This window comes from Microbacterium sp. ABR10 (assembly GCF_057812175.1).
The window spans coordinates 1855340-1881911 of record NZ_CM173821.1; the positions used below are offsets into that span (position 1 = coordinate 1855340).

At 69.6% G+C, this 26572-nt stretch carries 22 protein-coding genes and 2 tRNA genes; 12 read left to right on the forward strand and 12 right to left on the reverse strand.

The window, feature by feature from the left end; genetic code table 11:
* Positions 1 to 114 precede the first annotated feature (114 nt).
* Positions 115 to 324 carry a hypothetical protein gene (locus ACXKZF_RS08550; protein ID WP_055954232.1) on the reverse strand — a complete coding sequence of 70 codons (210 nt, stop codon included), beginning with the start codon at positions 322 to 324 and terminating at the stop codon, positions 115 to 117.
* Between the two features lie 102 nt (positions 325 to 426).
* Between ACXKZF_RS08550 and ACXKZF_RS08555 the strand changes: the two genes are divergently transcribed.
* The 6 genes from ACXKZF_RS08555 (at position 427) to ACXKZF_RS08580 (ending at position 2686) form a co-directional block, all read left to right on the forward strand.
* Positions 427 to 502 (forward strand) — tRNA-Arg (locus ACXKZF_RS08555).
* Positions 503 to 538: 36 nt separating this feature from the next.
* Positions 539 to 1165 carry an oligoribonuclease gene (orn, locus tag ACXKZF_RS08560; RefSeq protein WP_055954229.1) on the forward strand — a complete coding sequence of 209 codons (627 nt, stop codon included), beginning with the start codon at positions 539 to 541 and terminating at the stop codon, positions 1163 to 1165.
* 36 nt (positions 1166 to 1201) lie between these two features.
* Positions 1202 to 1277: transfer RNA gene (locus ACXKZF_RS08565), tRNA-His, on the forward strand.
* Positions 1278 to 1626: 349 nt separating this feature from the next.
* On the forward strand, positions 1627 to 1908 hold the full coding sequence (locus tag ACXKZF_RS08570) for a metallopeptidase family protein (protein ID WP_235561256.1): 282 nt from the start codon (positions 1627 to 1629) through the stop codon (positions 1906 to 1908).
* Positions 1908 to 2207, forward strand: a complete 300-nt coding sequence (gene clpS, locus ACXKZF_RS08575; RefSeq protein WP_082484915.1) for an ATP-dependent Clp protease adapter ClpS — start codon at positions 1908 to 1910, stop codon at positions 2205 to 2207. The genes ACXKZF_RS08570 and clpS overlap by 1 nt, the downstream gene beginning before the upstream one ends.
* Positions 2204 to 2686, forward strand: coding sequence for a DUF2017 family protein (locus ACXKZF_RS08580; protein WP_488983943.1), 483 nt, complete (start codon positions 2204 to 2206; stop codon positions 2684 to 2686). The genes clpS and ACXKZF_RS08580 overlap by 4 nt, the downstream gene beginning before the upstream one ends.
* A 41-nt stretch (positions 2687 to 2727) precedes the next feature.
* Here the strand turns inward: ACXKZF_RS08580 and ACXKZF_RS08585 are convergent, their stop codons facing one another.
* The 6 genes from ACXKZF_RS08585 to gatC all read right to left on the reverse strand — a co-directional run bounded on the left by ACXKZF_RS08585 (position 2728) and on the right by gatC (position 8710).
* Positions 2728 to 3321 carry a nucleoside/nucleotide kinase family protein gene (locus tag ACXKZF_RS08585; RefSeq protein WP_488983944.1) on the reverse strand — a complete coding sequence of 198 codons (594 nt, stop codon included), beginning with the start codon at positions 3319 to 3321 and terminating at the stop codon, positions 2728 to 2730.
* Positions 3296 to 3616 carry a hypothetical protein gene (locus tag ACXKZF_RS08590; RefSeq protein ID WP_055954219.1) on the reverse strand — a complete coding sequence of 107 codons (321 nt, stop codon included), beginning with the start codon at positions 3614 to 3616 and terminating at the stop codon, positions 3296 to 3298. The genes ACXKZF_RS08585 and ACXKZF_RS08590 overlap by 26 nt, the downstream gene beginning before the upstream one ends.
* Positions 3617 to 3920: 304 nt before the next feature.
* Positions 3921 to 5177, reverse strand: coding sequence for a DNA polymerase IV (locus ACXKZF_RS08595; RefSeq protein ID WP_243222237.1), 1257 nt, complete (start codon positions 5175 to 5177; stop codon positions 3921 to 3923).
* Between the two features lie 131 nt (positions 5178 to 5308).
* Positions 5309 to 6826, reverse strand: a complete 1518-nt coding sequence (gene gatB, locus ACXKZF_RS08600) for an Asp-tRNA(Asn)/Glu-tRNA(Gln) amidotransferase subunit GatB (protein WP_488983945.1) — start codon at positions 6824 to 6826, stop codon at positions 5309 to 5311.
* Complete coding sequence (gene gatA, locus ACXKZF_RS08605; RefSeq protein ID WP_488983946.1) at positions 6826 to 8346, reverse strand: Asp-tRNA(Asn)/Glu-tRNA(Gln) amidotransferase subunit GatA; 1521 nt, start codon at positions 8344 to 8346, stop codon at positions 6826 to 6828. Before gatA ends, gatB begins: the two co-directional genes overlap by 1 nt.
* A gap of 64 nt (positions 8347 to 8410) precedes the next feature.
* Positions 8411 to 8710: an Asp-tRNA(Asn)/Glu-tRNA(Gln) amidotransferase subunit GatC gene (gene gatC, locus ACXKZF_RS08610; protein ID WP_055954207.1), complete on the reverse strand. Its 300-nt coding sequence runs from the start codon at positions 8708 to 8710 to the stop codon at positions 8411 to 8413.
* 154 nt (positions 8711 to 8864) lie between these two features.
* On the opposite strand from gatC, the gene ACXKZF_RS08615 reads away from it, so the two are divergent.
* Both ACXKZF_RS08615 and ACXKZF_RS08620 read left to right on the forward strand, forming a co-directional pair.
* The gene (locus tag ACXKZF_RS08615) at positions 8865 to 10544 is read left to right on the forward strand and encodes a long-chain-fatty-acid--CoA ligase (RefSeq protein ID WP_488983947.1); all 1680 of its coding nucleotides are present in this window, start codon (positions 8865 to 8867) and stop codon (positions 10542 to 10544) included.
* A 92-nt stretch (positions 10545 to 10636) separates the two neighbouring features.
* Positions 10637 to 11128, forward strand: coding sequence for a hypothetical protein (locus ACXKZF_RS08620; protein ID WP_488983948.1), 492 nt, complete (start codon positions 10637 to 10639; stop codon positions 11126 to 11128).
* Between the two features lie 63 nt (positions 11129 to 11191).
* On the opposite strand, the gene ligA is transcribed toward ACXKZF_RS08620, so the two are convergent.
* The 3 genes from ligA to ACXKZF_RS08635 all read right to left on the reverse strand — a co-directional run bounded on the left by ligA (position 11192) and on the right by ACXKZF_RS08635 (position 16094).
* Positions 11192 to 13618: an NAD-dependent DNA ligase LigA gene (gene ligA / locus ACXKZF_RS08625; protein WP_488983949.1), complete on the reverse strand. Its 2427-nt coding sequence runs from the start codon at positions 13616 to 13618 to the stop codon at positions 11192 to 11194.
* A 184-nt stretch (positions 13619 to 13802) separates the two neighbouring features.
* On the reverse strand, positions 13803 to 14900 hold the full coding sequence (gene mnmA, locus ACXKZF_RS08630) for a tRNA 2-thiouridine(34) synthase MnmA (protein WP_243222231.1): 1098 nt from the start codon (positions 14898 to 14900) through the stop codon (positions 13803 to 13805).
* A gap of 9 nt (positions 14901 to 14909) precedes the next feature.
* Positions 14910 to 16094: a cysteine desulfurase family protein gene (locus ACXKZF_RS08635; protein ID WP_488983950.1), complete on the reverse strand. Its 1185-nt coding sequence runs from the start codon at positions 16092 to 16094 to the stop codon at positions 14910 to 14912.
* A 47-nt stretch (positions 16095 to 16141) separates the two neighbouring features.
* On the opposite strand from ACXKZF_RS08635, the gene glgX reads away from it, so the two are divergent.
* The 3 genes from glgX to glgB all read left to right on the forward strand — a co-directional run bounded on the left by glgX (position 16142) and on the right by glgB (position 22508).
* Positions 16142 to 18220, forward strand: a complete 2079-nt coding sequence (gene glgX / locus ACXKZF_RS08640) for a glycogen debranching protein GlgX (protein WP_488983951.1) — start codon at positions 16142 to 16144, stop codon at positions 18218 to 18220.
* A 185-nt stretch (positions 18221 to 18405) separates the two neighbouring features.
* A complete protein-coding gene (locus ACXKZF_RS08645; protein WP_488985981.1) occupies positions 18406 to 20373 on the forward strand; it encodes an alpha-1,4-glucan--maltose-1-phosphate maltosyltransferase in 1968 nt (655 codons plus the stop codon).
* Positions 20370 to 22508, forward strand: coding sequence for a 1,4-alpha-glucan branching protein GlgB (gene glgB / locus ACXKZF_RS08650; protein WP_488983952.1), 2139 nt, complete (start codon positions 20370 to 20372; stop codon positions 22506 to 22508). The genes ACXKZF_RS08645 and glgB overlap by 4 nt, the downstream gene beginning before the upstream one ends.
* An 84-nt stretch (positions 22509 to 22592) precedes the next feature.
* On the opposite strand, the gene ACXKZF_RS08655 is transcribed toward glgB, so the two are convergent.
* Positions 22593 to 23525 (reverse strand): tetratricopeptide repeat protein, encoded by a 933-nt coding sequence (locus ACXKZF_RS08655; RefSeq protein ID WP_488983953.1) that lies wholly within the window; start codon positions 23523 to 23525, stop codon positions 22593 to 22595.
* Positions 23522 to 25324: a DUF8094 domain-containing protein gene (locus ACXKZF_RS08660; protein WP_055954180.1), complete on the reverse strand. Its 1803-nt coding sequence runs from the start codon at positions 25322 to 25324 to the stop codon at positions 23522 to 23524. The genes ACXKZF_RS08655 and ACXKZF_RS08660 overlap by 4 nt, the downstream gene beginning before the upstream one ends.
* A 172-nt stretch (positions 25325 to 25496) precedes the next feature.
* Here ACXKZF_RS08660 and ACXKZF_RS08665 point away from each other — a divergent pair, with 172 nt between their 5' ends.
* Positions 25497 to 26570, forward strand: a complete 1074-nt coding sequence (locus ACXKZF_RS08665; RefSeq protein ID WP_055954177.1) for an AI-2E family transporter — start codon at positions 25497 to 25499, stop codon at positions 26568 to 26570.
* The last annotated feature ends 2 nt before the right edge of the window (positions 26571 to 26572 follow it).

Here is a 26572-nt window from a genome sequence, read left to right on the forward strand (position 1 = left end):
GCACCACCGGAGTGGGTTTCCCCGCCAAGGCGAAGCGCGTACTCAGCGCCACCCGACACGTGCAGTGATGCGCCCCCGGGCCCGATCCTCCGAACCCGAGAGGCGCAGCCATTTTCAGTGCTCCCGGAACTCCGGCCGGTCGCTCCCGGGTTTGAGGTGGGAGTGGAGGGCGTTCTTCGCGATCTCCATCGACGGGTAGACGCCGAGCCGCTCACCCTTGCCCGCCATGTGCACGCTGTATCCCTCGGCATCCTGCTGGATCTTCCCGACGACCCCGACGGGTCCGTAGGCCACCCAGAGACGCTTGGTCACCGTTTCCGACATGAGTGCTCCTTCGCTCTCGTTGCGCCGGAGATTACGCCCGCGCGGGCGGGCGCGCCAGGGGCTGGTGCGGCGCGTCGGCGACGACGGATATCCTGAAGACGACCCCCAGTAGCTCAGTGGATAGAGCAGCGGCCTTCTAATCCGCCGGTCACACGTTCGAATCGTGTCTGGGGGACCAGATCCCCTCGCCGAGCCCCCTCACTAGAATGTGGGGATGGTAAACGCCTCCGAGAACGACCGGCTCGTCTGGATAGACTGCGAGATGACGGGCCTCGACCTCGCGGTCGACGAACTCGTCGAGATCGCCGTCGTCATCACCGACTTCGAGCTGAACGTGATCGACCCCGGCTTCCAGATCGTCATCAAGCCCGACGACTCCGCCCTGGCCAACATGGGCGACTTCGTCACCGAGATGCACCGGTCCTCCGGCCTGCTCGATGAAATCCCGCACGGGGTGAGCCTCGCGGATGCCGAGTTCCAGGCGCTCGAGTACATTCAGCGCTTCGCCCCGGTCGAGGGCAAAGCGCCCCTCGCCGGCAACACGATCGGCACCGATCGCATGTTCCTGGCGAAATACATGCCGCGCGTCGACCGGTGGCTGCACTATCGCAACGTCGACGTCTCGAGCATCAAGGAGCTTTCGCGCCGGTGGTACCCGCGCGCCTACTACCAGGCGCCGGCCAAGCACGGGGGCCACCGCGCCCTCGCCGACATCCGCGAATCGATCCGCGAACTTGCGTACTATCGCGCCGCGGTCTTCGTCCCGCAGCCCGGTCCCACGAGCGACGAGGCGAAGGCCGTTTCGACGGCGGCCGTGTCGTCGTTCGCACTGGACGTATGACATAATCGTTCAGTTGTCTGCTGCGGCAGACACATGGTGGCTATAGCTCAGTCGGTAGAGCACCGCGTTGTGGTCGCGGGGGTCGCGGGTTCAAGTCCCGTTAGCCACCCCAGTCAAACCGAGGGAAGATCGGGCAAAAGCACGCTCCTCCCTCATCGAGAGCCCGGCGGACACACTCCGCCGGGCTCTCGTGTTTCCGGCCCGCGAGGACCGCGCGCCCGTAGAATCGACGACGGAGTAGCGACCCGGCGCCGGAGCCGGCCACGTGCTCCACACACCCCCGGGAGGTTCGCGTGCACGACGGCGAAGACCCGTACGCGGGGAGCGTGACGACCTCGTCCGAGCGCGAGCAGGCCACGACGCCGACCGATGACGGCATCCAGGATCATCCCGCTCTCACCCTCGACGCCGAGGCTTTCGAACGCCTCGTGGTGGACGAGCTCGATCAGCTTCCCGACGACATGATCGAGGGCCTCGACAACGTCGTCTTCGTCGTCGAGGACCGCCCCGAGGACGGCTCCCTCGACCTGCTGGGCCTGTACGACGGGTGGGCGTTGACCGAGCGCGATCGATATGGCGTGGGGGAACTCCCCGACCGCATCATCCTGTACCGCGAGCCCCACCTCGCGGCGTGCGCCGACGAGGACGAGTTGCGCGATGAGATCCACACGACCCTCGTGCACGAGATCGCCCACTTCTACGGCATCGACGACGAGCGGCTCCACGAGCTCGGGTGGGCGTGATGGGTGGCCTGACCATGCCCGACCTCGACGCCGAAACCGATCGGGCGCCGTCGGAACAGCCCCCCTCGACGTGGCAGACCGTCGTGTGGAACGACCCCGTGAATCTGATGAGCTACGTCGCGCACGTCTTCCGCAACTACTTCGGCTTCGACGCCCCCACCGCGCACCGTCTGATGCTCGCCGTTCATCACGACGGCCACGCGGTCGTCGCGCGCGGACCCCGAGAGGTGATGGAGGCGCACACGCAGGCCATGCACGACTTCGGCCTCTGGGCCACTGTCAGAAAGGACCCGGCGTGAGTGAGCGCATCGTCGTGCTCGAGATCAGCGGGCTCGAAGCTCTGCACCTCGCCGGCATCGTCGGTCAGTTCCGCGATCTCCTCGCCGACACCCGGTCGGCCGCCGATCCCGCGGTGACGCGGCTGCTTCCCGATGCGTACCCCGACGATGAGGCTGCGAGTCGAGAATTCCGCCGACTGACGGGCGGCGACCTCCTCGAGCGTCGAGGGCAGGATGCCGCGACCCTCCTGCGGACCCTAGGCATCGACGGCGCCGATCTCGACCCCACGAGCGACCCGGATGCCACGATCGCCGTCGCGTTGGGTGAGGGCGAGGCCCTGGCATGGATGCGGACACTGTCGGCGGTCCGTCTCGTGCTGGCGACACGGCTCGGCATCCACACCGAAGACGACCATCAGCCCGACGATCCGCGCTTCGGGGTGTACGACTGGATCGGTTACCGCCTCGACGGGTTGATGACCGCCCTCGACCGACGCTGACCGCGTTCCCGTGGGTGACGACACCTCGACGGTGACGACGCCTACGGCACTCGGACGACCAGCGAGGCGAGCGCGACCGGGTCGTGCACAGCGATGTGATGGTCTTCCTGATGCGCCCACCGGTCCCAGTGCGGACGGTAGGTGTCGCCGTCCCGACCCAGCGCGCGCGCTTTGCGCGACGCACCAGGCGCCTCGACCCAGACCGAAACGTCCGCGAGGGCGGCGACCTCCGGTGTGAGCAGACCCGAACCTTCGACGACGAGGGGCAGCGACGGATCGACCGCATGGGCCTCGGCCCGTGCGTCCGCCTCCCAGTCCCACCGTTCCCACACCCCGATCAGCCCCCGCGCGTGGGGGCGCAGGATGCTCTCGCGCGCGTAGGCGACGCCGTCGGCGAGGCCGTCCCAGCCCGGGTAGACGTCATCGAGCGCGACGAGCTGCACGCGGTCCCGACCGGGCCAGCCGGCGACGAGCCGGCGGGCGAGAGAACTCTTGCCGGCCCCGCTGCGGCCGTCGAGCACGACCACCGGGTTGGACGCTCCGACGGCGGCGACGCGGTCGGCCAGCGCGACCACCGCCGCGCCGAGGGCGACGTCGATCGGATCGGTGTTACTTCTTGAGGGCGCGGATGACACGGCTGAGCGCGCGACCGGCGACCCACACGAACGGGATGCCGACGGCGAGCAGCGACACGAGGTTCGGATCGAAGCGCAGGTCGTCGCCGCGGCGGATGTAGGCGCCGAGCGGCAACGTGTAGCCGCCACCCCCGCCACCGCCGTTGCCCTGCTCGTCGGAGCCGCCGCCGTAACCGGCCCACACGAGGGCGACGGGGACGATGCGCACGCCGTCGACATCCTGCTGCTCGCCGTATGCGGCGGAGACGCCGAAGTGGGTGGACTGCTTGCCGAGTTCGAGTGCGATGTTGGGCATGTGCACCACCGTAGCGGGTGGCTCCGTCGCGTCGAAGGGGCGTTGCATCGAGCTCGCGCGCGTGCGACGTCCCAGCCGGGTCCCCGACCTCGTCGAAGGGGCCGCGCGGACCCGGGCCACGCCGAGGCCCCGAGCGGGTCAAGAGGGCCGGTCTCGCCAAGCCGCTGTATCGGAGTTCGTGAGCTCGCGAAGGGACCGCACGGACCCGTACCGAAGCCCCCCGAGCCCATCGGAAGGATTCATCCCACCAGACCGCTGCACCGAGGTTCCTGAGCCCGGCGGAGGGCACGTGCGTCCCGACGACTCAGTGGTCGTACGACGGCCGCGGGTTCGTCGGCAGCGCTCCCCCACCCCGTGACGGTCCCAGCAGCGAACCGCGTGTCACCGCCCCGCGTCCGAAGCGGGCGGTGGCCCCATCGAGCGCCCCCTCGACGCGGCGCCACTCGGCGTCGTCATCCCAGAGGGTGGCCGCCATGGCCGCGGGCTTGAGTTTCTCGCCGCGCACTCCGACGAGCCGCACGGCCTGCCGGCGGTCGACGGAATCGAACAGCTCGATCGCCGCGTCGCCGATGCGCTGGCCGACCGAGGTGGGCTCGGTCAGCGTGCGCGAGCGGCTCAGCGTCGTGAAGTCGGAGAAGCGCACCTTGATGGAGATGGTCGACGCCTCGTACTGCTGGGCACGCAGACGCGCGCCGACACGGTCGGCGAGGCGTCGGAGTTCGACGTGGAGCGTGGCGGTGTCGGAGATGTCGGTGTGGAAAGTCTCTTCGTGACCGACGCTCTTCTCGGAGCGACCCGTGTGCACCTCGCGCGCATCGATGCCCCGCGACAGATGCCAGATCCGCTCGCCCATCGCGCCACCCAGGACCTGATCCAGGGCATGCCGCGGAGTGTCGAGGATGTCGGACACGAGCCGGATGCCGCGGGACTCCAACGCCTCGGCCGCCTTGGGGCCGACGCCCCACAGCGCCCGCACCGAACGGGGTCGGAGGAACGCTTCGGTGTCGGCCGCCGCCACAACGAGCAACCCGTCGGGCTTCGAGATCGTCGAGGCCATCTTGGCCACGTGCTTGGTCGCCGCCACGCCGATGCTGCAGGTGAGTCCGGTCTCTGCCCTCACCCGGGCGCGCAGCTCGCGGGCGATGGTGCCGGGGCTGCCCCAGAGCCGCCGCGCGCCGCGGACGTCGAGGAAGGCCTCGTCGATCGAGAGGGGTTCGACCAGAGGAGTGACGTCGTGGAAGAGTGCCATCACCTGACGCGACATCTCGGTGTAACGGTGGTACGGCGGATTGACCACGATCGCCGTCGGGCACAGTCGAAGGGCGATGGCGACGGGCATGGCCGACTTGACCCCGTACCGACGGGCCTCGTAGGACGCGCTCGAGACGACGCCGCGGCCCTCGGATCCCCCGATGATCAGCGGCTTGCCCGCCAGCGACGGGTCATCGAGGACGGCCACAGATGCGAAGAACGCATCCATATCGACGTGCAGGATGCCCGTGCCGGTGTCATCCGCGTCGGGGCGCGAGACGATGCGCCCCGTGCCGTCTCCGCGTCCCATGCTTCCATTGTCTCCCGGACCTCCGACATCGGGCCGGGGCCGGGGCTCGCCCGACCGCCGACCCATGACGGAACGACGGATGCCACGACCCCGAGCCGTTCATGACGGCCGAGGTCGTGGCATCCGGTGTCTCACAGCGCGGCGGCGCGCTCCAGCACGAGCTCGCGCACGCGCGCGGCGTCGGCCTGACCTCTCATGGCCTTCATGACCGCGCCGATGACAGCGCCGGCTGCCTGCACCTTGCCGTCGCGGATCTTCGCGAGCACATCGGGCTGAGCGGCGAGGGCGGTGTCGATCGCCGCGATGAGCGCCCCGTCGTCGGAGACGACCGCGAGACCGCGCGAGTCGACGACCTCCTGCGGTGTTCCTTCGCCGGCGATGACGCCCTCGAGCACTTGGCGCGCGAGCTTGTCTGTGAGGGTTCCCGCATCGACGAGCTTCTGCAGCGCGGCGACGTTCGCGGGCGACACGAGATCGGCGGCGTCGCGCTCCTGGGTGTTGGCGACGCGGGTGATCTCACCGGTCCACCACTTTCGAGCGGCCGCGGGGGCGGCACCCGCCGCGACGGTCTCGGCGACGGCGTCGAGCAGTCCACCGTTCGCGACGTCCTGGAACTCCAGGTCGGTGAAGCCCCATTCGGCCTTCAGACGGCGACGGCGAGTGGCCGGCGGCTCGGGGAGAGCTGCGCGCAGCTCTTCGATGAGCGCCGGCGCGGGGACCACGGGCAGCAGATCAGGCTCGGGGAAGTAGCGGTAGTCGTCGGCATCCGACTTGGGACGGCCGGGCGAGGTGCGCCCGGTGTCCTCGTGCCAGTGCCGCGTCTCCTGCGTGATCGTCCCGCCCTTGGCGAGGATCGCGGCCTGCCGCTGGATCTCGTAACGCACCGCTCTCTCGACCGAGCGCATCGAGTTGACGTTCTTCGTCTCAGTGCGGGTGCCCAGCTTCTCCTGCCCGCGGGGGCGCAGCGACACGTTCGCGTCGCAGCGCAGGTTGCCGCGCTCGAGCTTCGCCTCCGAGATGCCGAGCCCGCGGACGATGTCGCGGATGGTCGCGACATAGGCCTTCGCCAGGTCGGGAGCCGAGTGCTCGGCACCGAAGATGGGCTTGGTGACGATCTCGACGAGGGGGACTCCGGCGCGGTTGTAGTCGACCAGCGAATACTCCGCGCCCTGGATGCGACCGGTCGAGCCTCCCATGTGGGTGAGCTTTCCCGCGTCCTCCTCCATGTGCGCCCGCTCGATCGGGATCGTCACGATCGTCCCGTCGGCGAGTTCGACGTCGACCGAGCCCTCGAAGGCGATCGGCTCGTCGTACTGGGAGATCTGGTAGTTCTTCCCGAGGTCGGGGTAGAAGTAGTTCTTCCGCGAGAAGCGGCTCGACGGAGCGATCGAGCAGCCGAGGGCGAGGCCGAGGCTGATCGAGGAGCGGATCGCCTCCTGGTTGACCACCGGGAGGGCACCCGGGAGTCCCATGTCGACGGGGGCGACGAGCGTGTTGGGCTCCGCGCCGTGGTTGGCCTCATTGGCCGGGTTGGGTGCCGCCGAGAACATCTTGGTGGCAGTGTTCAACTCGACGTGCACCTCGAAGCCGAGGACGGGTTCGAAGAGCTCGAGCGCCTCGTCGAAGTCCATGAGTGCGTCTTTGGCCATCAGAGCGACGCTCCGTTCGTGAGAGAGGGGGCACGATCCAGCAGCGGTCCGCCCCATTGGTCGACCAGCAGCGCTTCGAGCGCCGCGCCGACACGGTACAGACGGGCGTCTTCGCGGGCGGGGGCGAGGAATTGGATGCCGACGGGCAGACCGTCTTCTTCGGCGAGGCCGCTGGGGATGGAGATGCCCGGGACTCCCGCGAGGTTCGCCGGGATCGTCGTGATGTCGTTCAGGTACATCTGCAGCGGGTCGTCGATCTTCTCGCCGATGCGGAACGCCGTGGTCGGTGCCGACGGGGTCGCGATGACGTCGACCTGGCCGAAGGCCGCGTCGAAGTCCTGCTGGATGAGCGTGCGCACCTTCTGCGCGCTGCCGTAATAGGCGTCGTAGTAGCCGGCCGACAGGGCGTAGGTGCCGAGGATGATGCGTCGCTTGACCTCGGGGCCGAAGCCGGCGTCGCGGGTCGCGGCCATGACGTTCTCGACGGTGGCCGCGCCCCGCGGGTTCACACGCATGCCGAAGCGCACGGAGTCGAACTTCGCGAGATTGCTCGACGCCTCGGCGGGGAGGATCAAGTAGTAGGCGGCCACGCCGTATTCGAAGTGCGGCGCGCTGATCTCGACGATCTCGGCCCCCTGTGCCTCCATCGCCGACAGCGCCGCACGGAACGACGCGGTGACACCCGACTGGAAGCCGCTGCCGTCGAGCTCGCGGACGACGCCGACCCTGAGTCCCTTCAGCACCTGACCCGTCGCACCCTCGCGGGCGGCCGCGGCGAACGACGGCCACGCGTCAGAGAGCGAGGTCGAGTCGTTCGCGTCGTGTCCGCCGATGACGTCGTGCAGCAGTCCCGCGTCGAGCACGGTGCGGGTGACCGGCCCGACCTGATCGAGGCTGGATGCCAGCGCGATGGCGCCGTACCGGCTCACTCCGCCGTAGGTCGGCTTCACGCCCACCGTGCCGGTGACGTGCGCAGGCTGGCGGATCGAGCCGCCGGTGTCGGAGCCGAGGGCGAGCGGCGCCTCGAAAGCGGCGACGGCCGCGGCCGACCCACCGCCGGAGCCTCCGGGGATGCGGTCGAGATCCCACGGGTTCCGGGTGGGGCCGTATGCCGAGAACTCGGTGGAGGAGCCCATCGCGAACTCGTCCATGTTGGTCTTGCCCAGCGGAACCAGGCCCGCAGCGCGCGAGCGCGCAACGACAGTGGCGTCGTAGGGCGACATGTAGCCCTCGAGGATCTTCGATCCGCTCGTGGAGGGCATGTCGGTGGTGACCAGGACGTCTTTCACCGCCAGGGGAACACCGGCCAGCTCGTGCAGCGGCTCACCGGCGGCGCGGCGGCGGTCGATGTCGCGCGCGACGTCGAGCGCGTGGTCATTGACGTGGAGGAAGGCGTGGACGTCACCGTCGACGGCGGCGATGCGGTCGAGATGCGCCTGCGTGGCTTCGACGCTGGACACCTCGGATGCCGAGAGCTTCGCGGCCAGCTCGGCTGCGGTCAGGCGGGTGAGATCGCTCATCGTCCCTGCTCCTTCTTCGCGGACGCAGTGCACACGAGGTCGGTCGTCGACGGGGTGTTGCCGGTCACTGTTCCTCCCCCAGGATCGCGGTGACGCGGAAACGGCCGTCGGCTTGGTCGGGCGCGTTCTGCAGCACCTGCTCGCGCGTCAGCTGCGGCTGCACGACGTCGGGGCGGAAGACGTTCTCGAGCGGGATCGGGTGGCTCGTCGCGACGACATCCGGGGTCGCGACCTCGGACACCTTCGCGATGTTGTCGACGATGGCATCCAGTTGGCCGGTGAGGCTCTGCACCTCTTCGTCGCTCAACTGGATCCGAGCGAGCACACCGAGATGGCGCACGAGATCAGGGGTGATTTCAGACACCCGTCGAGTCTAGTTCGCGCGTCGCCGACACCCGGGACCGCGGTGGATGGGGTGCGCGTCGATTCCCGTCCCCCGGGAACCGGGTGACCGATCGTTCCTCGTCGGCTGTGGACAGGTCGGCCGGCGGGAACAGCCCGCGTTCTAGGCTGGCCGGGTGACGAGCTTCGATCCGCCGCGACCCTGGACCACGAGCTACGCCGCGGGGGTGCCGGAAGACCTGGCCCCGCAGAGCGGTTCGCTCATCGACATCGTCGACGCGTCCGTCCGCGATTATCCCGACGCCCCTGCCCTGCAGTTCTTCGGACGGGAGACGACCTACGCCGAGCTCTCCGAGCAGATCGCGCGCGCAGCTGCCGCCTTGGCGGCCCAGGGTGTCCGTGCGGGGGATCACGTCGCCATCGTGCTGCCGAACTGTCCGCAGCACATCGTCGCCTTCTACGCGGTGCTGCGCCTGGGCGCAGTGGTGGTCGAACACAATCCGCTCTACACCCCGCGCGAACTGCGCAAGCAGTTCGAAGACCACGGTGCGAAGCACGCGATCGTGTGGAGCAAGGTCGTCGCGACCGTGCAGGAGTTCCCCGTCGACCTCCGCGTCGACACGCTCGTCTCGGTCGACGTGACCCGCGCGATGCCCCTGATGACGCGTCTCGCCCTCCGACTTCCCCTCGCCAAGGCACGCCGGTCGCGGTCGGCACTCCATGCGAAGACGAAAGGCTCGATCGACTGGGACGATCTCGTCCGGCACACGGCGCTTCCGGCGTCGCATCCGCGCCCCGCGGCCGATGACCTCGCGATCATCCAGTACACGAGTGGCACGACGGGCACACCGAAGGGCGCGATGCTCACTCACGCGAATCTCCTCGCGAACGCCGCTCAGGCGCGGGCGTGGGTCCCGCAGATCGTCCGGGGCGAGGGGTGCGTGGTCTACGCGGTCCTGCCGATGTTCCATGCCTACGGCCTCACGCTGTGCCTGACGTTCGCGATGTCCATGGGCGCGCGTCTGGTGCTCTTCCCGAAGTTCGATCCCGATCTCGTGCTCGCCGCCACGAAGAAGCACCCGGCCACGTTCCTCCCGCTCGTGCCGCCCATCGCCGACCGGCTCCTGACGGCGGCGCAGCAGCAGGGTGTCTCGCTCGCCGGCACCGACGTGGCCATCTCCGGCGCCATGGCCCTCCCGCACGAGCTCGTCGTGCCGTTCGAGAAGGCGACGGGCGGGTTCCTCGTCGAGGGGTACGGCCTCAGCGAGTGCTCCCCCGTGCTGATGGCGAACCCTGTCGCCGACAACCGTGTCGCGGGAACGGTGGGGCTGCCCCTCCCGGGGACGGAGTGCCGCGTCGTCGACCCCGACGACCCGCACACCGACGTCGAGCGCGGCGAACTCCTCGTACGGGGGCCGCAGGTGTTCCGCGGGTACTACGGCAAGCCCGAAGAAACCGCGGCCGTGTTCGTCGACGACTGGTTCCGCACCGGTGACATCGTGACGATCGACGAGGCGGGCTTCGTCCGCATCGCCGACCGGATCAAAGAACTGATCATCACCGGCGGCTTCAACGTGGCCCCCACCGAGGTCGAGAGCGTTCTGCGCCAGCACCCGTCCGTGATCGACGTTGCGGTCGTGGGGCTGCCCGACGAGCACTCCGGCGAGCAGGTCGTCGCGGCGGTCGTCCCTTCGGATCCCGACACGTTCGAGGCGGAGGCCGTCCGCGCGTTCGCGCGCGGCATCCTGACGCCCTACAAAGTGCCGAAGCGCCTCGTCGTGGTCGAGGAGCTCCCGCGCTCGCTCATCGGCAAGGTCCTGCGGCGGCAGGTGCGCGACCAGCTGTTGTCCGACTGAGCCGCCGCGGCGGAGGCCATCGCGTTCGCGTCCTTCGCTACGGTGGCAACGCGGGTCGATCGCGGCCCGGCTGTGACTTGTGGGGGGAAATCATGACCAGAACACGTGTGCCGTTCGCTCTCTTCGCCGCGTCGGCGCTGCTGCTGCTCGCCGGCTGCTCCGCCGGTGACGCCTCGACGACAGCGGCCGAGTCGGTGGCACCGGCCGCCTCGACCCCGGCGGCCTCGTCACCGTCGCCGGAGGCCGCCGACACGGAGGGCGGACAGTCGAAGGCCGACGCCTGCCAGATCGTCATCGCGTCCTTCGGCGACGTGGTGTCGACCAGCCAGGCCATGGACACCGCCGACCTGCAGGGCACTCTCACGGCCTTCAACGCGCTGACCGAGAAGGTGCAGGGCGAGTTCTCGCGCATCACGAACGAGGAGATCGCTCCCGTCGCGCAGAAGGCCGGCGCCCAGCTCGACGAGTATGCGGCGTTCCTGGAGGGCTTCACGGCCGACCCCACCCGAGCGAGCGAGTTCGGCGCTCAGGTAACCGCGCTGCAGGAGAGCTTCACGCAAGCCGGAACGGCCTGCCAGGGCTGACATCGGACGAAGGGGCGGGTGCTCGGTCTCCCGCCCCTCCGTCGTCTCCTCCCGCCGGACGTGTCAGTCGGCGGAACCGCCGCCCGCGTCCTCATCGACCGTCTCTTGATCGCCGTCGAGCGCCGCAGGGCCCTGCTCGACGAGGATGCGGAACTGCGCGGCATCCAGAATCCGCAGCCCGAGTGCCTCGGCCTTCGCGAGTTTGGATCCTGCACCCGGGCCCGCCGCGACGAAGTCCGTCTTCTTCGACACGCTCGACGCCGCCTTGCCCCCCGCGGAGATGATCGCCTCCTGCGCGCCCTCGCGCGTGTACCCCTCGATCGAGCCTGTCGCCACCACCGTGACCCCCACGAGCACGCCGCCCGCGGCCGCCGCGGCTCCCGGACCGGGATGGCCGGGAATGGCGAAGCGCACGCCGGCGGCCTGCCAGCGGTCGACGATCTCGCGGTGCCAGTCGACCTCGAACCAATCGATCACCGCGTCGGCGATGATGCCGCCCACCCCTTCGACAGCGGCGAGCTCTTCGCGTGATGCCGCGCGGATGGCGTCGAGCGAGCCGAACCACTGCGCGAGGGCGCGGGCTGCGACCGGTCCGACGTGACGGATGTTGAGCGACACGAGCAGACGCCACAGGTCTTTCGTCTTGGCCTTCTGCAGTTCGGCCATCAGCTTGGTCGCCTGCTCCGACGGGAGTACCTCTCGGAAGTCTTTCCGGATGCCGCGGCGTCGCCGTTCGGCGGCATCGAGCCCCTCGCTGCCCGGCGGGTACGACGCGGGGCCGAGCTTCTGGAAGGGAGCTCGTCGCACCAGTTCACCGGTGTCGGGGTCGATCTTACGTTCACCCGTTTCGGACTCGCGGACGACCACCTCGATGGGGACGAGCTCCTCGATCGTCAGATCGAACAGTCCCGCCTCGGTGTCGAGCGGCGGCCGCTCGGGCACCTCGGGCTGCGTCAGGGCCGCGGCCGTCACTTCACCGAGTGCCTCGATGTCGAGGGCGCCCCGCGAGCCGATGTGCTCGACGCGCCCGCGGACCTGTGCCGGGCAAGACCGCGCGTTCGGACAGCGCAGGTCGATGTCGCCCTCCTTCGCGGGCCGGAGCGCCGTGCCGCACTCGGGGCAGTCGGTGGGCATGATGAAGGCGCGTTCGCTGCCGTCTCGCAGTTCGACCACCGGCCCGAGCACCTCGGGGATGACGTCGCCGGCCTTCCGCAGCACGACCGTGTCGCCGATGAGGACGCCTTTGACCTTCACGACGTCCTGGTTGTGCAGGGTCGCCTGTCGCACGACGCTGCCCGCAACCTTGGCCGGCTCCATGACCGCGAAGGGGGTCGCACGGCCCGTGCGCCCGACCGAGACGACGATGTCGAGCAGCTTCGTGTTGACCTGCTCGGGCGGGTACTTGTAGGCGATCGCCCAGCGCGGAGCGCGGCTGGTCGCCCCGAGTTCGTCGTGCAGCGAGAGCTCATCGACCTTGACGACCACGCCGTCGATCTCGTGCTCGACGGCGTGCCGATGCTCACCGTAGTGCGCGACGAACGACAGGACGCCGTCGATGGTCGACTCCACCCGGCTGTAGGGGGATGTAGGCAGGCCCCACGATCCGAGGAGGTCGTAGATCTCGCTCTGCGCCGCCACCGGCGGCTCGGGCCACGCGCCGATCCCGTGGACGTAGAGCGCGAGCGACTCGATACGGGCGAGCCCTGCTTCGAGCTCGAGCCCGGTCTTCTTCTCGATCTGCTGACGGAGACCGCCGCTGGCGGCGTTGCGCGGATTCGCGAAGGCGGGGAAGCGTCGGGCGGCGGCGATCTCGGCCTTCTCTTCGTCGAAGGCGCGCGCACCCCGACGGCCTGCCGCCCGTTCGCGCGCCTCGGCGACCGCGCGGTCGCGGTACTCCCCCTGCAGACGGTTGAGGTTCTCGAACTTCGCCACCGGGATGAAGACCTCACCGCGTACCTCGACGAGAGCGGGATGGCCCTCGCCCGAGAGCCGGCGCGGGACCCCCGTCACGCGCAGAGCGTTGTCGGTGACGATCTCGCCGACGCGCCCGTCGCCGCGGGTCGCCGCCGACGTCAGCACGCCGTTCTCGTAGCGCAGGTTGATCGCCAGGCCGTCGATCTTGAGTTCGCTGAGCCAGTGCACCTTCCGCCCGGCGGCCGCCTCGGTCTTGACGGCCCAGTCGCGCAGCTCGTCGGCGGAGAAGACGTTGTCGAGGCTGAGCATGCGCTCGGCGTGCTCGATGGTGGCGAGGTCGGTCGCCTCGGCCGCGCCCACCGAGAGGGTGGGGCTGTCCTGCCCCTGCAGTTCGGGGTGCAGCCGTTCGAGGGCTTCGAGCCGGTGCATCCAGCCGTCGTAGGTGGCGTCGTCGACGAGCTCGGCGTCGCGCCCGTAATACGCCTCGCGCGCACCGACGATGCGCTGGGTGAGGTCGGCCGCCTCGACACGTGCGTCGTCGAGGGAGAGGTCGGGAAGCTGGTCGGGGGAAGTCACCGTCTCAGCTTAGGGACGGGCTGCGACATCGTCCGAGAGCCTTGCTGTGTCTACGCTGCCCGGCGCCCGGGTGGCGAGCGGAGGACCCGGGACGGAAAGAGGACCCCCACGTGAACGGCACCCTCCGCTCGTCCAACGCCCTCCCCCGATCACACTTGCCGGGTCGGAAACGCGGCGCCCCGGCTCAGGCGTCGACCGGCACCGCCGACACGGTCCGGTCGATCGTGAACTGCCCGACCACGCGCGTGCCGTCGTAGAGCACCGCCGTCTGCCCCGGAGCGACGCCGTCGAACGGGGTGTCGGGCCGCACCGTGAGCAGACCGTCTACCAGAGACGCGAACGCGGGAACCGGGTCGGCGTGCGCACGGATCTGCACGTCGCAGGCGAAGGAGTCGGTCGACGGTGCGCGTCCCGCCCAGGTGAAGCGCTCCCCCGCGATCTCGGAGCAGGCGAGCGCCTCCTTCGGGCCGACGACGACCGTGTTGTTGACCGGCCGCACCTCGAGCACGAAGCGGGGCTTTCCATCGGCCGCCGGCACGCCCAGCTGCAGACCGCGGCGCTGTCCGACGGTGAACGCGTGAGCGCCCTCGTGCGAACCGATCACGGCACCGGTGCGGTCGAGGATCTCGCCGCGTTCCGCCCCCACCTTGTCGGCGAGCCAACCGCGCGTGTCACCGTCGGGGATGAAGCAGATGTCGTGACTGTCGGGCTTCTGCGCCACCGAGAGACCGCGCGCTTCCGCCTCCGCGCGCACGAGCGCCTTCGACGGCGTGGACCCCAGAGGGAAGGAGGTGTGTGCGAGTTGCTCGGCGGTGAGAACGCCCAGCACGTACGACTGGTCCTTGGCGTTGTCGGACGCGCGGTGCAGCTCACGGCCCTCGGGCGTGTCGACGAGGGTCGCGTAGTGGCCGGTGCACACAGCGTCGAAGCCGAGCTCGAGCGCGCGCTCCAGGAGGGCGGCGAACTTGATCTTCTCGTTGCAGCGCATGCAGGGGTTCGGGGTGCGACCGGCACGGTACTCGGCGACGAAGTCGTCGATCACGTCGTCGCGGAAGCGCTCCGAGAAGTCCCACACGTAGAACGGCATCCCGAGCTTGTCGGCGGCGCGGCGCGCGTCCATCGCGTCTTCGATCGTGCAGCACCCCCGGCTGCCCGCGCGGAGCGTGCCTCCGGCACGCGAGAGCGCGAGATGCACGCCGACCACGTCGTGCCCCGCCTCGACGGCGCGGGCCGCCGCCACCGCGGAGTCGACCCCACCGCTCATCGCCGCCAGAACTCGCATCGCCCCAGTCTACGAACGTGCCGCTGTACGGGCGCCGGATGCCACGGCTCGGGCGTAGGCCTCGGGCAGGCGGGCGAGCACGTCGTCGACGTCGGACGAGGTGGAGGTGTAGCCGAGGGTGAAACGCAGCACCGAACGCGCCGCCCTGTCGTCGAGGCCGAGGGCCAGGACGACGTGCGACGGCTCGGCGACGCCCGCCTGACACGCCGACCCCGTCGACACCGCGATCCCCGCCATGTCGAGCAGGAACAACAGCGTCTCGCCCGCGGCATCCGGGAACAGCACGTGCGCATTGCCGGGGAGGCGATCGTCCGGGTCGCCGAGCAGGCGCGCCTGCGGGATCGACGAGCGGATGCCGGCGATCAACCGCTCGCGGAGGGCGACGAGCCGCGCCGACTCCCCGACGCGCTCCGCCTCAGCGGCGCGGGCCGCCGCAGCGAACGCGGCCGCCCCGGCGACGTCCTGGGTCCCCGCGCGAAGGCCCCGCTGCTGGCCGCCGCCGTGCACCAGCGGGGTCAGCCGCGCATGCCGCGACACGACCGCCGCGCCCACCCCGACGGGCCCACCGACCTTGTGCGCCGAGACCGACATCGCCGCAAGGCCCCCGGGGGCGGTGCCTTCCCCGCGCCAGGCGGCGAAGTCGACCGCGACCTGCCCCAGCGCCGAGACGGCGTCGAGGTGCAGGGGAACGGCGGCCCCGGATGCCGCAGCGGCCAGGCCCGCGGCATCCTGAAGGGTCCCCACCTCGTTGTTGGCCACGAGCGCGGTCGCGAGGGCCGAACCGGGCAGGGCCGAGGAGAACGCGTCGGCGTCGATGCGCCCGCGCGCGTCGAGCGCCACGGCGCGCACCGCCGCGCTCTCGGCAGACGCGAGCCACCCCACCACGTCGAGCGTCGCATGGTGTTCGCCGTCGGGGAGCACGACGGCATCCCTCCCCTCGGGCCGCGACCACCACAGGCCCTTCAGCGCGAGGTTGGCCGCCTCCGTGCCGCCGGAGGTGAAGACGATCTCGATGGGCTGGCAGCCGAGCACCCCGGCGAGATGCTCGCGGGCGTCTTCGAGCAATCGACGCGTCGCCTGGCCCGCTCCGTGGATGGATGACGGATTGCCGAGAACCCGATGCGCGTCGAGCCACGCGTCGCGGGCTTCTGCGCGCAGCGGCGTCGTCGCGGCGTGATCGAGGTAGACCTGCACCCTACGTCCCCCTCACGCTGTCCGCTGCCTTCACTACCCTAAGACGCATGGTCCGAACCGAGCCCGCCCTGGCGACCCGTCCTGCTCTGCTGAACCCCGCGTTCGACGACCTCGGTGTGCGCCTCGGCCCCGACGGCGGAACGCTGCGCGTCTGGTCGGCGTCGGCCGATGCGATGCAGCTGTTGATCTTCGACGACGTCGATCTCGACTGGGCTACCGAGACGATCGCCCTCTCCCCCGTCGGAGGCGGAGTCTTCGAGGCCACCACGCCTCTGCTGCGCCCCGGCGCGCGCTACGCCATCCGCGTCGGCGGGCCGCACGGTGCGGGCCACACCTTCAACCCGCAGTCGTTGCTCGTCGATCCCTACTCGCGCGGACTCGTCTCGGGTAGTTTCGGCGACTGGCGTTCGGTGGTGGTCGACGGTTCCTTCGACTGGGGTACCTCGACCAAGCCGCGCGTGCCGCTGGATCGCACGGTCATCTACGAGGGCCACGTGAAGGGCTTGACCAAGCGGCATCCGTTCATCCCGCCGGCGCTGCACGGCACGTATGCGGGCCTCGCCCACCCCGCGATGATCGAGCACCTTCTCTCACTGGGTATCACCAGCGTGGAGCTGCTGCCGATACACGCGTTCGCGACCGAACCGCGGCTGCTCCAGCTCGGTCTCACCAACTACTGGGGCTACAACACGCTGAACTTCTTCACCCCGCACGCGCCCTATGCCACGGCGGCGAACCGCGCAGAGGGGCCCGAGGCCGTCCTGCGCGAGTTCAAGGGAATGGTCAAGCTGCTGCACGAGGCGGGGCTCGAGGTCATCCTCGACGTGGTCTACAACCACACCGCCGAAGAGGGCCTCGGAGGGCCACGCACGAGTCTGCGCGGAATCGACAACCGGTCGTACTACCGGCAGACGGCGGAGGGCGCGTACATCGATGAGACCGGGTGCGGCAACGCGGTCAACACGTCGACGGATGCCGCGGCCCGTCTCGTGCTCGACTCGGTGCGCTACTGGGCGGACGAAGTGCAGATCGACGGGTTCCGCTTCGATCTCGCGGTGACCCTCGGCCGCGACGAAAGGCATTCGTTCGCGCCCGACCACCCGCTGCTCACCGCGCTTCGCGAAGAAGCCGCCGTTTCAGGCACGAAGCTCATCGCCGAGCCGTGGGACGTCGGGATGGGCGGCTGGCAGACCGGCAATTTCGGCGACGGCTGGCTCGAATGGAACGACCGCTATCGCGACCGTGTCCGCAACTTCTGGCTGAGCGACATCGACTACGCCCGTCGCGCCGACACCGCCCCCGTCGGCATCGGCGGGTTCGCCACGCGCCTCGCCGGCTCCTCGAACACCTTCAGCGAGGAGCGCGGGCCCCTCGCGAGCGTGAACTTCGTCACCGCGCACGACGGCTTCACCCTGCGCGATCTCGTGTCGTACGACGTCAAGCACAACCTCGGTAACGGCGAGCAGAACCGCGACGGAGCCGACACCAACCGCTCCTTCAACCACGGGGCCGAGGGGCCGACCGACGATGAGCGCGTTCTCGCCACCCGGCGGACGGCCATGCGCAACCTGATGGGAACACTGCTCCTTTCGGCGGGGGTGCCGATGATCACCGCCGGCGACGAGATGGGCCGCACGCAGCGCGGCAACAACAACGCCTACTGCCATGACTCGGCCCTCACCTGGCTGTCGTGGGAGATGGCGCCGTGGCAGCGCGACCTCTTCGCCCACACGCAGCGATTGCTGCAGCTGCGTCGCGACAACCCGGCGCTGCGCCCGCAGCGCTTCGCGCGCCTCGGGGAGCAGATCCCCTCGGCGTCGGTCATGGAGTGGTTCGACGAGCACGGCCAGACCATGTCGAGCGACCGGTGGAACGACCCGGCCCACCGCACGCTGCAATACCTCGCGACCTCGACACCCGAGCTCGAGGCCCCCAACCGCGTGCTGTTGGTCATCCACGGCACGGAGCACCCGACCGACATCGTGCTCCCCGACCTCGAGGACGCCGTGTTCGTCGAGCTGTGGTCCAGCGCCGACGAGACACCCTCCGACACCCGCGCGACGTTCGAACCGGGCGACGTCGTCCCCCTCGCCGGTGCGTCGATGCGGTTGTTCCGCGTCGACTGATCAGGCCCCGCTGTCAAGGCCGCACGAAACGATGCGGCAACGTCGGCGGCCCGCGGTAGGTTCGGACCGTGGCCACCACGACGACACTTTCGCCCGAGCTGCCCTGGCGCAGCGCCGCCTCGATCCCCGTGCGTCCGGTCAAACCGACGCCCACGTCGCGCCGCGTGGTCACACCGCGCATTCCGATGGCGCTCCCCCACCCGAGCGTGCCCGGCGGAGCCTTCCGCCCGTCGGCCTATGTCGGTGAGGCCGTGCCGTTCACGGTCACCGCCTTCCGCGAGGGTCACGACCGCATCGGTGTCAACGTGCGGCTGTTCTCGCCCTCGGGCGACGAGTCGTTGCACCGCCTCAGCCCCCTGAACGACGGGTTCGACCGGTGGTCCACGATCGTCGCGCCGCTCGAGCAGGGCGTGTGGCGCTTCCGATTCGAGTCCTTCGCCGACGACTTCGCCACGTGGGAGCACGCCGCCGAGGTCAAGATCGCCGCGGGTGTCGACAGGGCGCTCATGCGCGAGATGGGCGCGGAGCTGTTCGATCGCGCGCGCGGCGAGAAGAAGCGCCCCGGCACCGATAAAGATGCGCTGTACGAAGCCGCGCGGGCTCTTCGCGACCCGGACGTCCACGACGACGTCGCCCTGTCGATCGTGCGCGATCCCGCGATCGCCGCGCTGTTCGCCGCACGCCCGATGATGGGTCTGGTCTCGGTGGGCCGGGATGCCGAGCTGCTCGTCGAACGCGAACGCGCCGGCGTCGGCGCCTGGTACGAGTTCTTCCCGCGCTCCGAGGGCGCCACGCGAGGCGAGGACGGTTCCGTCGTCAGCGGCACGTTCCGCACCGCCGTCGACCGTCTCCCCGGCGTCGCCGGCATGGGTTTCGACGTGCTCTACCTGCCGCCGATCCACCCCATCGGCGAGACCAACCGCAAGGGCCCGAACAACACTCTCGTCACGCAGCCGGGCGACCCGGGTTCGCCGTGGGCCATCGGCGGTGCCGCGGGCGGTCACGACGCGGTCCACCCCGACCTCGGCACCCTCGACGACTTCCAGGCGTTCGTGGCAGCTGCGCGCGACAACGGCCTCGAGGTGGCCCTCGACCTCGCGCTCCAGGCGTCGCCCGATCACCCCTGGGTCGCGGAGCACCCCGAGTGGTTCACGACGCTGCCCGACGGCTCGATCGCGTTCGCCGAGAACCCGCCGAAGAAGTACCAGGACATCTATCCGGTCAACTTCGACAACGATCCCGACGGCATCCGGGCCGAGGTGCTGCGCATCGTGCGCCACTGGATCGCCCAGGGCGTGACCATCTTCCGCGTCGACAACCCGCACACCAAGCCCCTGCAGTTCTGGGAGTGGCTGATCGCCACGGTGAGCGCCGAAGAGCCCGATGCGGTGTTCCTCGCCGAGGCCTTCACACGGCCCGCCCCCATGCAGGGCCTGGCCATGGCAGGTTTCCAACAGAGCTACACGTACTTCACCTGGCGCAACACGAAGGAAGAACTCGAGGAGTTCCTCGGTGCGCTCGCGCACGAGACCGACGACTTCCTGCGCCCCAACCTCTTCGTGAACACCCCCGACATCCTCACCGAATACCTGCAGTACGGCGGACGGCCGGCGTACAAGATCCGCGCCGCCATCGCCGCGACCGCGGCTCCGACGTACGGCGTGTACGCGGGGTACGAACTGATCGAGAACGTCGCCCGCCCGGGGTCCGAAGAGAACATCGACAACGAGAAGTACGAGTACAAGTTCCGCGACTGGGAGGGCGCTGAGGCCTCCGGGCACTCGATCGCGCCGTACCTGCGCATGCTCAACGCGGCGCGACGCGCCCATCCGGCTCTCCGTCAGCTGCGCAACCTCGACGTGCACTGGAGCGACGACGACGCGACCCTGGTCTACTCCAAGCACCTGCCCGCAGAGCTCTCGCCGACCGGCGCCTCCGACACGATCATCGTCGTGGCCAATGTCGACCCGCACTCCACACGCGAGACGACCGTCCACCTCGACACGACCGTCTTCGGCATCGAGCCGGGCGCGTCGTACGACGTCGAAGACCTCGTGACCGGCCAGGTCTGGACCTGGGCCGACCACAACTTCGTGCGTCTCGACGCCTTCAACGAGCCCGTGCACATCCTGCACGTCAAGGAGAACCGATGACCCCGCTCCCCGCTGAGATCCTGGATGCCGTCGCCCACGGTGCCCACCACGACCCGCACAGCGTGCTGGGCGTGCACGAGACCGGTGACGGCTGGGTGATCCGTTCGCGGCGTCCCCTCGCCCTCGAGGTCGTCGCCGAACTCGCCGACGGTCAGAGTGTGCCGTTGGAGCACCTACGCGGCGGTATCTGGGAGGCGCACACCGAGGACCACCCCGGTGCATACACCGTGCGCGCGCGCTACGAGGGCAGCGAACACGTCGCCGACGACGGTTACCGGCATGCGCCCTCCATCGGCGAGCTCGACCTCCACCTCGTCTCGGAGGGTCGCCACGAAGAGTTGTGGCGAGTCCTCGGGGCACACGTACGCGAGCTCGACGGATCGCACGGCGTGGCCTTCACGGTCTGGGCACCCGATGCGCGTGCCCTGCGCGTCATCGGCGACTTCAACGGCTGGGACGGCTCGGGCAGTGCCATGCGCTCGATGGGTGGCAGCGGCGTGTGGGAGGTGTTCATCCCGGGCATCGGAACCGGCACGCGGTACAAGTTCGAGATCCTGACCCGCGGCGGTCAGTGGATCGAGAAGGCCGATCCCATGGCGCGCCTCGCCGAGGTGCCGCCGGCGACGGCGTCGGTCGTCACCGAATCCGACTACAGCTGGGCAGACGAGGCGTGGATCGCGCACCGCTCCTCCACCGCTCCGATTGATCGCCCGATGTCGATCTACGAGCTGCACCTCGGCTCGTGGAAGCAGGGCCTGTCCTACCGCGACGCGGCCGACGAGATCATCGACTACGTCGGTGCCCAGGGCTTCACGCACGTCGAGTTCCTGCCCCTTTCCGAACACCCCTTCGGCGGCTCGTGGGGCTATCAGGTGTCGGGCTACTACGCCCCCACCAGCCGCTTCGGAAACCCCGACGACCTGCGCTACCTGATCGACCGCCTCCACCAGGCCGACATCGGCGTCATCATGGACTGGGTACCCGGGCACTTCCCCAAGGACGACTTCGCCCTCGCCCGCTTCGACGGCGAAGCGCTCTACGAGCACCCCGACCCGCGTCGCGGCGAGCACAAGGACTGGGGCACGCTCATCTTCGACTACGGCCGCAACGAGGTGCGCAACTTCCTCGTCGCCAACGCGCTGTACTGGTTCGAAGAGTTCCACGTCGATGGACTGAGGGTGGATGCCGTGGCGTCCATGCTCTACCTCGACTACTCGCGCAACGAGGGAGAGTGGGCGCCCAACCAGTTCGGGGGCCGCGAGAACCTCGAGGCCGTCCGCTTCCTGCAGGAGGTGAATGCGACCTCCTACAAGCGGTATCCCGGCATCGCGCTCATCGCCGAGGAGTCCACCAGCTTCCCCGGGGTCACCGCGCCGACGTCGGCCGCGGGTCTGGGCTTCGGATTCAAGTGGAACATGGGCTGGATGAACGACTCGCTGCAGTACATCGGGCGCGACCCCATGTACCGCTCGCACCACGAAGGAGAACTGTCGTTCTCGTTCGTCTACTCGTTCAGCGAGAACTTCGTGCTCCCCATCAGCCACGACGAGGTCGTGCACGGCAAGGGGAGCCTCTTCGGACGGATGCCCGGAGACCACTGGCAGAAGCTGGCGAACATGCGCGCGTTCCTGGCCTACATGTGGGGCCACCCGGGTAAGCAGCTGCTGTTCATGGGCCAGGAGTTCGGCCAGATGTCGGAGTGGTCCGAATCCCGCAGCCTCGACTGGTGGATGCTCGACCAGCCCGCTCACCGACAGCTGCACGACTTCGTCGCCGAGCTGAACCGCGTCTACAAGGATCAGGCGGCCCTCTGGTCGCGCGATCACGACGGGGCGGCATTCTCTCGCCTCGGTGCGCCGGCGTGGAATCCGAACGTGCTCGCCTTCGCGCGCCGTGACCACCACGGCAACACCGTCGCAGTCGTCTGCAACTTCTCGGGCGTTCCCCTGGGCGACTTCCCGCTCGACCTTCCCGAGGCGGGCACCTGGACCGAGGTGCTCAACAGCGACGCCGAGGTGTTCGGCGGCTCGGGCCAGGGTAACCTCGGCGCGGTGACGACCGACGCCCGCGGCAACGCGACGCTGACGCTCCCGCCGCTGGGTGTGCTCTGGCTGCACCACCGCGCCGACGCCTGACGGCACGCGAACGTCGAAGGCCCCGTCCTCGGACGGGGCCTTCGTACGTGGCGCGGGGGCGAGGACCACGCCCCCGCCGGTGGCTCAGAAGAGCAGGGATGCCAAGCGGGTGCGCGCGCGGATGACGCGTGCGTCGTCGTCACCGATGAGGCCGAACAGCTCGAGCAGACGCTCGCGCACGGGGGCCCGCTCGTCCGTGGGAAGCGCCGCGAAGAGTTCGAGCAGACGCCCGAAGGCATCGTCGACGTGTCCGCCGACGACATCGAGGTCGGCGACGAGGAACTGCGCCTCGATACCGGTCGGCGACGCTGCGGCGGCCGCGCGGGCAGCCTGCAGGTCGGCGTCCTGCACGCGAGCGAGCAGGCGCACCTGCCCGAGACCGGCTCGCGCATCGGCATCGCGCGGATCCTCGACGAGGGCCTTCTCGTAGGCGGCGACCGCACGGGCGTAGTCGCCCTCCTCGATCGCGGCGAATGCTTCGGCGTGCAGCGGCGGGAGTGGCTCGTCACCGGGCTCCTCGGCCGGCGCGACCCCCTCGACCGGCACTGTGCCCGTCACGCCGTGCTGAGCGGCGAGCTGCAGCAGCTGGGCGAACACGTCGCGCACCTGCTCTTCGGGCACCGCCCCCGTGAACAGAGGAACGGGCTGCCCCGCGACGAGCGCGAGGACCATCGGGATGGACTGCGCACGGAAGCCCTGCGCCAGCTGCGGGTTCGCATCGACATCGACCTTGGCGAGCACGAGGCGTCCGCCGAGCTCGGTGACGACCTTCTCGAGCACGGGGCTCAGCTGCTTGCAGGGCTGACACCACTCGGCCCACAGGTCGATGACCACCGGCACGGTGCGCGAGAGCTCGAGGACGTCGCCGAAAGTGGCATCCGTCACATCGAAGACGAGGGGGGTCGCGCCACCCGCCGGGGCGTCGGCAGACGCGGGCGCGGGAGTCTGCGGGCGGTTGCGCAGCGACGAGAGGTCGACGGCACCGCGCAGGACGGAACCGGGGGCGGGAGTGCTCACGGGGACACCTTCGCTTCGAGGAGGCTGGATCGGTAACCGAGCAGGCGGATCTGGTCGTCTGAGCCCTGGCTGGGCACGTAGAAGAACACCTGATCGGAGTAGGTCGTGGTGAAGCCGGTCGCGGATTGGTCGACCCCGGTGAGGGCCTTGACCGCGGGGTTGTTGTCGAGCTTGATGACAGCGTCGGCGTTGGTCGGCTTCGCGGTGTCACTCTCGTAGACGTTGACCGCGACGATCGCGCCGGTGTCGAGCGTGGCGAGGGCGATCGGGGTCGCGGGGCCGGCCGACGCCGCGAAGCTGATCTCCGCGGTTCCCGCACCGGTCTGGTTCAATTCGTCGGTGCGCTTGGTCTTATTGTCTTGGATGGCCGACAGCAACAGGTCGTTGGCGGTGTCGAACGTCGACCACGACGCACTGTTCTGCCCGTTGTTGATGATGTCGGCGTACGCCGCGGCGACCTTCTCGGGCGCCAGCACGAGGAAACTCGAGTCCGGCGGCACCTGCGTCGCCCCGACGTAGGGCGCAGCGAGCTCGGGCAGATTGGTGGATGCCTCCAGGTTGCCGACGTAGGACGCCTTGTACTCGTCCCAGGGCGACTCCTGCGTCATCATCATGATCGTCGTCGTCGGCGTCGCGGCATCCGCGGACTCCACGACCGTCATGAGCGTGCGCGGCCAGGCCCCCGTGGTCTGCGGGAGCACGATCTGCACCGGCTCGGCGGGGATGGCCGGCAGAGTGGCCCGGTCGGGGATCGCCGCGCGCAGCGTGTAGTTGGTCTGGCGTTCCGCCAGCGCGGGGCCCGCGAGACGCTCAGCGGCCCCCGTCGCGTCGAGGGCCGCATCGGCCTGCGCCACTGTCGACGACACGCGCGACACGATGCGCTGCGCCTGCGCCTCGGTGACGGCGGGAGGGAACTGCCCCTCGGGGACGATCACGGTCGGTGTGGGGCTCGGTGTCTCCTGAGCGGCGAACTGCGGCCACGCGTCGGCGGAGCAGCCGGCGAGGAGGGCGACCGAGACACCCAGAGCGGGCATCGCGATGAGCGCCCTGCGTCCGCCGAGGACGCCACGTCCACGCGAACCGCGTCGGCCGGGGCTGTCGCTGATGACGCCCTTCGCCTCGGCGCCGCCGACCATCGAGATCGGCTCGGTGACGGGCAGGGGCAGTCCCTTTCGGCGCGGACGACGCGAGCGGCGCACGTGCCGGATGCCGAGCAGGTAGAGCACGAGACCGACGAGCAGCACGATGCCCCCGCCGACGATGAGGGGGCCGGCCCACGGGGTGGAGTCGTCGATGGGCCAGCTCACGCTGACGTTGGCGGGAGCGGGGGCGATGCCGTCGGACGCGATGAGCACGCTCATCTCGCTCGGCAACTGCAGGGTGGCGGAGAGCGTGCCCGTCTGTTCGTACTCGTCGAGCCACAGGTCGGAGTCGACGGGGCTGCGACCGGCCGCCGCGGCGCTGGTCGCCGTCACGGTGGGCTGCACCTCACTGGTCTGCACGACGCCTTCGCCGTCGACGGTCACGGCGGTGTAGGGCACATCGGCCAGCCATGCCTCCATGTCGGCGGTGCGGCCGTAGGCGGCGAACACCTCGCCGTCACCCTCCACGCGCAGCGTCTGAGCCCCCGGCACGCTGGTGAGCAGCGCGCCGTCGACGAGCGTGTAGGCGGACGTGCCCTCGGTCTGAACGGTCGCCGAGGCCTCGGATGGACCCTGGAACACCGTCCTCTGGGCGATTCCGGCACCGATCATGACGGCCGCGATGACGAACGCCACCACAGCCCAGACGAATCTCACGCTTCACACCATCCCCACCGGCGGCTCGGGCGCCACCGAAGAATCGACGTTCCAGAGTATCCGAGGGCGGCTGAAAGTTCTCGGCGAGGCCCGTCGCGCGCAATTGGCGCCGCCGTCGTCAGTATCCTGACGTCACGGGCGCGAACGCCCGCTGAGGCGGGAGTCTGGCGGCATGAAGATCCACAACCCATTCCGGGTCGCACTGCTGGCTACGCTCGGCGTCGGAGTCGGCCTCCTCCTCATCGGCAGTGTGCAGAATCTCTCGACGATCCTCCTGTACGTCGGCACGGCGCTTTTCCTCTCGCTCGGGCTCGACCCCGTGGTCTCGTTCCTCGAGAGGCGCGGCCTCCCGCGCTGGGCGGCCGTGCTCGTGACGATCCTCGGGGTCCTCGGCATCTTCGCCGGGATCATCGTGATGGTCGTGCCCATCATCGTCGGGCAGATCGCACAACTCGTCGTGCAGGTGGAGCAGCTGCTGCAGCCCGACCGCTGGAACGAGGTCGTGCGGCAGGTGCAGGACTGGGTGTCGGCGAACCTCCCCTGGCTGCGCCTGGACGACGTGTGGGCGGGCGTGCAGCAGTGGATCTCCACCCTCGACGTCGGTTCCATCTCGACCATGATCGGCAACAGCCTCCTGACCGTCGGCGGGGCGGTGGCGGCGGGCCTGGGCGGCGCGTTCATCGTGCTCATCCTGACCATCTACTTCACGGCATCCACTCCGTCGCTGAAGTCGGCGGTGTACCAGCTCGTGCCGGCGTCCAAGCGCGCGCGCTTCATCGAACTCGCCGAGAAGATCACCGACTCCGTGGGCTACTACGTCATGGGCCAGGTCAGTCTGGGCGTCATCAACGGCGTGCTGAGCGCGATCTTCCTGTCGATCATCCAGGCGCCGTTCCCCGCCGTGCTCGCGGTGATCGCCTTCTTCTTCTCGCTCATCCCCCTCGTGGGAACTCTCACCGGGTCGACGATCATCGTGCTGACCTGCCTGATCCCGGGGGTCGGATCGCCCACCATCGCGATCATCGCCCTGGTCTACTACCTCGTCTACATGCAGATCGAGGCGTACGTGATCTCCCCGCGCATCATGAATCGCGCGGTGTCGGTGCCGGGATCCGTCGTGGTCATCTCGGCGCTCGCGGGCGGCGCGCTGCTGAACCTGTTGGGCGCGCTCATCGCGATCCCGGTGGCCGCCAGCATCCTCATCATCTACCGCGAGGTCATCATCCCCCGGCAGAACGAGCGCTGAGC